This is a genomic window from Kitasatospora arboriphila (genome assembly GCF_039528095.1).
GTDB lineage: Bacteria > Actinomycetota > Actinomycetes > Streptomycetales > Streptomycetaceae > Kitasatospora > Kitasatospora arboriphila.
Window position 1 is genome coordinate 1 of record NZ_BAAALD010000346.1, and the last position, 503, is coordinate 503.

Here is a 503-nt window from a genome sequence, read left to right on the forward strand (position 1 = left end):
GGTCGATCGCATCATTGAGATGCCGGTGAAAAAAGTGACCAGCGTGATGTTCGGCGGCGAAAACCTTGATGTGCTGTACGTCACCTCCATGGCGCAGCCGCCCCTGCCGCGCTTCCCGGCAGATAATCAGCTGCGCGGCAGCCTGTTCGCCATTTACGACCTGGGCGTGACCGGCGTAGCGGAACGGCGCTTCGCCGGCTAAACGAATCACCGGCTCGCCGCGATAACAATAATACCCGGCGAACTGACTCTGACCCTGACACCAGGCGGCGCGCATCATGCTGTCGCGACGCCGCGGAGTAAACACGACTATGACAACAATCAATCACACACCTGCCGGTGAACAACGTGGCAAAAAGCGGCTGATACATCGCTTCTCCTGGGTTTCGCTACTGGTTTGCTGGCTAATCTGGGTGCTTAACGCCTACGATCGCGAGATGATCCTGCGCCTTGGCCCGGTCATCTCTAAGGAGTTCTCGCTCTCGCCGGAACAGTGGGGCAAT

General features: G+C 58.6%; 2 protein-coding genes. Both read left to right on the forward strand.

Features of this window, described 5'->3' with window-relative positions; translation table 11 throughout:
• Positions 1-202, forward strand: a 202-nt coding sequence (locus ABD353_RS40310) for an SMP-30/gluconolactonase/LRE family protein (RefSeq protein ID WP_344628657.1), incomplete at its 5' end; no start/stop codon positions are given.
• Between the two features lie 109 nt (positions 203-311).
• Positions 312-503: hypothetical protein (locus ABD353_RS40315; protein ID WP_344628658.1), on the forward strand; the 192-nt coding region annotated here is incomplete at its 3' end.